Origin of the sequence: Geodermatophilus obscurus (assembly GCF_900143215.1) — a bacterium.
In the GTDB taxonomy this organism is placed as follows: Bacteria; Actinomycetota; Actinomycetes; order Mycobacteriales; family Geodermatophilaceae; genus Geodermatophilus; species Geodermatophilus obscurus_A.
The window spans coordinates 66,045-72,430 of record NZ_FRDM01000020.1 but is presented as its reverse complement, the minus strand read 5'-3'; the positions used below and the strand labels follow the sequence as shown (position 1 = coordinate 72,430).

Annotated in this window: 5 protein-coding genes and 1 pseudogene; 3 read left to right on the top strand and 3 right to left on the bottom strand. The window is 73.6% G+C overall.

Annotated elements, in window-relative coordinates; genetic code table 11:
* Positions 1-211, bottom strand: a pseudogene (locus BUB17_RS17085) (ISL3 family transposase); the annotation flags it as partial.
* A gap of 181 nt (positions 212-392) precedes the next feature.
* Between BUB17_RS17085 and purF the strand changes: the two are divergent.
* Together purF and purM are read left to right on the top strand one after the other, a co-directional pair.
* Entirely contained in the window at positions 393-1,931 is a 1,539-nt protein-coding gene (gene purF / locus BUB17_RS17080; RefSeq protein ID WP_072919881.1) for an amidophosphoribosyltransferase, read from the top strand.
* The gene (gene purM, locus BUB17_RS17075) at positions 1,928-3,007 is read left to right on the top strand and encodes a phosphoribosylformylglycinamidine cyclo-ligase (protein ID WP_244277310.1); all 1,080 of its coding nucleotides are present in this window, start codon (positions 1,928-1,930) and stop codon (positions 3,005-3,007) included. The genes purF and purM overlap by 4 nt, the downstream gene beginning before the upstream one ends.
* Before the next feature lie 127 nt (positions 3,008-3,134).
* On the opposite strand, the gene BUB17_RS17070 is transcribed toward purM, so the two are convergent.
* Positions 3,135-3,356: a DUF3073 domain-containing protein gene (locus tag BUB17_RS17070; RefSeq protein WP_072919880.1), complete on the bottom strand. Its 222-nt coding sequence runs from the start codon at positions 3,354-3,356 to the stop codon at positions 3,135-3,137.
* Positions 3,357-3,962: 606 nt separating this feature from the next.
* Between BUB17_RS17070 and BUB17_RS17065 the strand changes: the two genes are divergently transcribed.
* Positions 3,963-4,982 carry a DUF1996 domain-containing protein gene (locus BUB17_RS17065; RefSeq protein ID WP_208983425.1) on the top strand — a complete coding sequence of 340 codons (1,020 nt, stop codon included), beginning with the start codon at positions 3,963-3,965 and terminating at the stop codon, positions 4,980-4,982.
* Positions 4,983-5,172: 190 nt separating this feature from the next.
* Here BUB17_RS17065 and BUB17_RS17060 read toward each other — a convergent pair whose 3' ends face one another.
* On the bottom strand, positions 5,173-6,285 hold the full coding sequence (locus BUB17_RS17060; protein ID WP_072919878.1) for a Leu/Phe/Val dehydrogenase: 1,113 nt from the start codon (positions 6,283-6,285) through the stop codon (positions 5,173-5,175).
* Positions 6,286-6,386: the final 101 nt, after the last annotated feature.

The window sequence follows — 6,386 nt, the reverse complement described above, 5'->3', positions numbered from 1 at the left end:
AGCCCAGCGGCTCGTGCGCCAGCCGTCGCAGGACGGTGTCGCGCGGTGTGCCCTCGCAGCCGCAGCGCCGGCACCACTGGTCGGGTTCCACGACACGGCACGCCAGCACCGCACGATCGGGCTCGAGCCGCTGCCCGAGCACCTCCAGGCCGAGCTCGTCCAGGCGGCAGAACGTGGTCAGGTCGGGGCGAGCGAAGGTAGCGTCAGGCACGTCGAGGTCTTCCGGATGGGCAGTGTGAGAACTTCCATCCTCGGGAGGCCTCGACGTCTATCCCAGGACCGACGCGCCAGCCCGATCTACACCCTCAACTGCGAAGAGCCACTTTCGGGAGGGTGTCCGCGCTCACCCGACCGGCAGGGGCGAGCGGCGTCCCCGCCGGTACCCTCGAACAGTGCCTCGCGGTGACGGACGGCTGACGCACGACCTCGACCCCCAGTCCCCTGGACCTCAGGACGCCTGTGGCGTCTTCGGTGTCTGGGCGCCGGGGGAGGAGGTCGCCAAGCTGACCTACTTCGGTCTCTACGCCCTGCAGCACCGCGGCCAGGAGGCGGCGGGCATCGCCGTCTCCGACGGCGCCTCGGTGGTCGTCTACAAGGACCTGGGGCTGGTCAGCCAGGTATTCGACGAGGCCACCCTGGGCAGCCTGCGCGGCCACCTCGCCGTCGGGCACGCCCGCTACTCCACGACCGGGTCCTCCACGTGGGAGAACGCCCAGCCGACCTTCCGGACGACGGAGGCCGGCACCGGGCTGGCGCTGTGTCACAACGGGAACCTGGTGAACACCGCCGAGCTGGCCGGCCGTGCCGCCGACGCCGGTGTGCCGGGCGCCTTCACCTCCACCACCGACTCCGACCTGGTGACGGCGCTGATCGCCGCCCGGCCGGACCTGTCGGTCGAGGCCGCCGCGATGGAGGTGCTGCCGCAGCTGCGCGGCGCCTTCAGCTTCACCTTCATGGACGAGACCACCCTCTACGCCGCCCGCGACCCGCAGGGCGTGCGGCCGCTGGTGCTGGGCCGGCTGGAGCGCGGCTGGGTGGTCGCCAGCGAGACGGCGGCTCTGGACATCGTCGGTGCCTCGATCGTCCGCGAGGTCGAGCCCGGTGAGTTGATCGCCATCGACGAGAACGGGCTGCGCAGCCAGCACTTCGCCCCGGCCCAGCCCAAGGGCTGCGTCTTCGAGTACGTCTACCTGGCCCGGCCGGACACCACGATCGGCGGCCGCGGCGTGCACGCCGCCCGCGTGGAGATCGGCCGCAGGCTGGCCAAGGAGCACCCGGCCGACGCCGACCTGGTCATCTCCGTGCCGGAGTCGGGCACGCCCGCCGCCGTGGGCTACGCCGAGGCCTCCGGCATCCCCTACGGCATCGGCCTGGTGAAGAACTCCTACGTCGGGCGGACCTTCATCCAGCCCAGCCAGACGATCCGGCAGCTGGGCATCCGGCTGAAGCTCAACCCGCTGCGCGACGTCATCCGCGGCAAGCGACTGGTCGTCGTCGACGACTCGATCGTGCGCGGCAACACCCAGCGCGCGCTGATCCGCATGCTGCGCGAGTCAGGCGCGCTCGAGGTGCACGTCCGGATCTCCTCGCCGCCGGTCAAGTGGCCGTGCTTCTACGGCATCGACTTCGCCAGCCGGGCCGAGCTGATCGCCAACGGCCTCGACGTCGACGGCGTGCGGGCCTCGATCAACGCCGACTCGCTCGGCTACGTCTCCGAGCAGGGGCTGATCGCGGCCACCGAGCAACCGGTCAACCGGCTGTGCACCGCCTGCTTCACCGGCGAGTACCCGATCCCGCTCGCGGAGAGCGAGCTGCTCGGCAAGCACCTGCTCGAGGGCATCGAGCGGCGCGCCGTCACCGGCTGGACCGGGCAGCAGGCCGGCAGCGCCGCCGTGCCCGGCGGTGCGGACGACGCCCTGACCCGCCCGTGACCGGGCGAACCGACCCGCCGGTGAGCGACCAGTTCACCTACGCCGCCTCCGGCGTCGACATCGACGCCGGCGAACGGGCCGTCACCCTCATGCGGACGGCGGTCGAGCGGACCAGCCGCCCGGAGGTCGTGAGCGGACTCGGCGGCTTCGCCGGGTTGTTCGCGCTCGACACGGCGACGTACCGGAAGCCGCTGCTGGCGTCATCGACGGACGGCGTCGGCACCAAGATCGCGCTGGCCCGTCAGCTGGACCGGCACGACACCGTCGGCATCGACCTGGTCGCCATGGTCGTCGACGACCTGGTCGCCTGCGGAGCCGAGCCGCTGTTCCTGCAGGACTACGTCGCCTGCGGGCGTGTCGTCCCGGAGCGGATCGCCGCGATCGTCACCGGCATCGCGACCGGGTGCACGCTGGCCGGCGCCGCGCTGGTCGGCGGGGAGACCGCCGAGCACGGCGACCTCATGGCCCCCGACGACTACGACCTGGCCGCCACCGCCGTGGGCATCGTGGAGGCCGACGCGGTGCTGGGGCCCGAGCGGGTCCGGGACGGCGACGTCGTCGTGGCGATGGCCTCGAGCGGCTTCCACTCCAACGGCTACTCGCTGGTGCGCCGCGTCGTCGCGGCCGCCGGGCTGGACCTGACCGCCACGCCCGCCGGGCTGGACCGCCCGCTGGGCGAGGTGCTGCTCGAGCCGACCCGCATCTACGCGCTGGACTGCCTGGCGCTGGTGCAGCGCTTCGGTGTCGAGGGCGTGCACGCCTACGCGCACATCACCGGCGGCGGGTTGGCCGGCAACACCGCCCGCGTCGTCCCCGACGGGCTGGCGGCCGTGCTGGACCGCGGCTCCTGGGCGCTGCCGGCCGCGGTGTCGCTGCTCGAGGAGCACGGCGTGCCGCGCGCGGAGTCCGAGCGGGCGTTCAACTGCGGCGTCGGCATGGTCGCCGCCGTCTCACCGGACGTCGCCGACGACGTGGTCACCGCCCTCGGTGAGCGCGGCGTCCCCGCGTGGGTCGCCGGCACCGTGGGCACCCGGACGGGCGCGGACGCGGCGCGCCTCGTCAGCGACTACCGCTGAGAAAGGCCCCCTGCCCCCACCGCTCGCAGCGGGACCCTGCAGGGTGCCGGGCGCACCACGACACCGCAGCGCCCCGAGGGGAACTGCGGCGTCGCGTCGTGCTCAGCCCGCGCCGGTCAGGCGCTCGTCACCGACTGGTGGCCCAGTCGTCGTCCGAGTCGTCGTCCGCCCAGCGGTCGGCGTACTCGTCGTCATCGTCGTCGTCCGTGCTCGCGCGGGACGGCGCGGTGTACGACGACGGTGCACCGGCCAGCTCCCGCTGCAGCGCGGAGAGGTCGGTGTTCGGTGAGCTGTACTTGAGCTCACGGGCCACGCGTGTCTGCTTGGCCTTCGCTCGGCCGCGCCCCATCGGCTCGACCCCCTCGTTACGGAGTACGGGAGCCCAGCTCCGGGCTGGACGGCCCGCGTGGCGACCCCGACTGAGTGTCTCTGTCTCGACCGAGCTTACGACACGGATCAGAGACCGGCACGGGTCTCCCCCCGCTGTCGCCCGACCGGGGCCCTCCCCCCGCGCGGCAGCCGGATGGTGGCCGGCCGGCCGACCGGCCACCATCCGCTCCTCGACCCAGCGCAGCGGCCAGCCGGTCGGCGGCCACTGCGGGGGGCGTCGGCGTCCGCGGTGCGGAAGACCCGCAGCGCGACGTCGAAGCTGCCGGCCGCCCGAGCCTCGGCGCGGTGAGCGCCGGCTTTCCCCGCCCCGTCCGATGGGTCCTCTCCCACCCGTCGAGATCCATTGATCCGTCGAGCGGGGGGTCGGCGCACAGCCGACGGCGGGTTGCCGGTGGCACCCTCGGGTGCGAGTCCGGCCGTCCGGCGGGGCGCTGCGCCGGGTCGGGGAGCGGAGGTGCAGGGGCGTGGTCCGTGCTCGTGCCGTTGTGGCCGGCGTCCCGCAGAAGGCGCGCTCGGGGCTCGGTGACGGGGGCAGTCGGTGATGTGGGGTCGTGTGACTGTGTCGGTGGCAGCGGTGTTCGTGGGGGCGGCGGCGATGACGCCCGCCCCGGACGGGGCCGCCGTGCAGGCGGTGCCGGTGGACGTGCACTGGATCGTGGAGTGCGACCAGGTGGGCACGGCGCACATCGACCCGATCCTGGACCCGGGCGGGTCGTGGCCCCATCTGCACACGTTCGGGGGGAACCCGGCGGTGCACGCGTCGTCGACGGCCGGCCAGCTGTTCGCGGAGGGGTCGGGGTGCAAGGACTCGGCGGACCGGTCGGCGTACTGGCAGCCGACGTTGGTGGACGAGGCCGGTCAGCCGGTGGTGCCGGAGTCGTTCCGCGCCTACTACCGGGCGGGTGAGGTGGACCCGCAGCTGATCGAGCCGGCGCCGTTCGGTCTGCGTCTGGTGGCGGGGGATGCGACGGCGACGTCGCGGCAGCCGCTCGACATCGACTACCTGTGCTTGGGCACGTCGGATGCGTTGGTGGACTCCGTCCACGACACCGCGACCGACTGTGGGCCGGGGAAGTTCCTGCGGTCGGACGTCGAGTTCCCGCAGTGCTGGGACGGGGTGGACCTGTGGCTGGAGGGGGTGGCGCACATGGCGTACCCGCGGGGCGGTGAGTGCCCGGCGTCGCACCCGGTGGCGATTCCGCAACTGTCGCTGGAGTCCTCCTACCCGGAGGGGTCGACGCGCGAGGGGATGGGGTTCGAGGGCGGGCTGTCGCCGTACGGGCTGCACGCGGACGCGATCCTGGCGTGGGACCCGGGGGAGATGAAGACGTTGGTGGAGGGGTGTCTGAACGCGGGCCGGATGTGCCAGGACGTGACCGATCAGGTGCGGCCGTTCTCGGGTGCGGATGCGCGGGGGACGTTGCCGCTGCCGACGGTGCCCGACGTGCCGGCGACCGGGTCGGCATCGACCGGGCACGAGGAGCACGCGACCACCCCGAGCGGGTCGACGCCGACGGCTGCGGCTGGACCTGCAGCCCGACGTGCCGCCGCCGAGGAGGCGACGGTGGAGGTCGGGACGCCGTGAGCTGCGGTGGCCGACGGGCTGGGGTGGGACCGAGCCACGGCAGGTGGGTCGGAGGCGCCGCGGAGGCGGCGCCAGGACGTGCCCGGTGGTCGTCCGACCGCATCCCCCGGGTGTCCGTGTCCACGGAGGAGACGCAGCTGCGCGCCCTGGCGGCGGCGCACAGGGGACATCGACAGCCGGTGGAGCCGCGTCACCAGCCGCGCTGGAGCCGCAGGGTCGCCAGGCGGCCGACGCTCGCCATGCGCTCCTCGGCCATCCGGTCGGCCATCACGGCGGGGGACACCTGGGCCTCCTCGGCAGCCCGGAGCACGCGCAGGGTGGTGTCGAAGATCGTCTCGGCCCTGGCCTCGGCCCGGGCGAAGGAGAACCCGGCGTGAGCCCCGGGGACCAGGGGCAGTTTCCCTGACAACCCGTGCCGCTCGTCCTCGACCTGGATCACCCCGCCGGCGTTGACCAGGTAGTCCGGCGCGTACAGGACCCCGCGGCGCATGAGCTCGGCGGCGATCCCCTCGTGCGCGAGCTGGTTGTTGGCCCCGCCGCAGACGATCTCGGCCTCCAGCACCGCCACCGTCTCGTCGTCCAGTGCCCGGCCGAGTGCGCAGGGGGCGTAGACGTCGGTGGGGGTCCGGACCAGCGTCTCGGTGTCGGCGACGGCGTCGACGGCGGGGTGGCGAGCCAGCGCCCGCTCCACCGCGCCCGCGTCGACGTCGGTCACCACCACGTCGGCGCCGTCCTCCACCAGCCGGTCGACCAGCCAGCTGCCGACCTTGCCGACCCCGGAGACCCCGACGGTGCGCCCGGCCAGCGACGGCTTGCCCCAGCGGTGCTGGGCGGCCGCCCGCATCCCCTGGAAGACGCCGTAGGCGGTGAGCACGGAGGAGTCCCCGCAGCCGCCGTACGCCAGCGACCGGCCGTGCGCGAAGCGGGTTTCCCGGGCGACGACGTCGAGGTCGGCGTTGTAGGTGCCGACGTCGCAGGCGGTCAGGTAGCGCCCGCCCAGGGACTCGACGAAGCGGCCGTAGGCGCGCAGCAGCGCCTCGGTCTTGTCGGTGTGCGGGTCGCCGATGATGACGGCCTTGCCGCCGCCGAGGTCCAGGCCGGCCAGGCTGTTCTTGTACGACATCGCCCGCGACAGGGCGAGGGCGTCGGCGACGGCGGCGTCCTCGCTCGGGTACGGGTAGAAGCGGGTCCCCCCGAGCGCCGGCCCCAGCGCCGTGGAGTGGATGGCGATGACCGCCCGCAGCCCGGATGGCGGATCGGAGCAGAAGACGACCTGTTCGTGACCGGAGCCGAGTACGTCCACGGGGCGAGCGTAGATGCGCCGACGTGCGCACACTCACAGCGTCGTGCCGAATTCCGAGAGCGGCGGCGCGCTTGTATGGAGTGCATCCCTTTGTCAGCATG

Excerpts from the sequence above, each read along its gene's own strand:
- BUB17_RS17070 (WP_072919880.1), bottom strand. The coding sequence starts at position 3,356 with ATGGGGCGCGGCCGAGCGAAGGCCAAGCAGACACGCGTGGCCCGTGAG.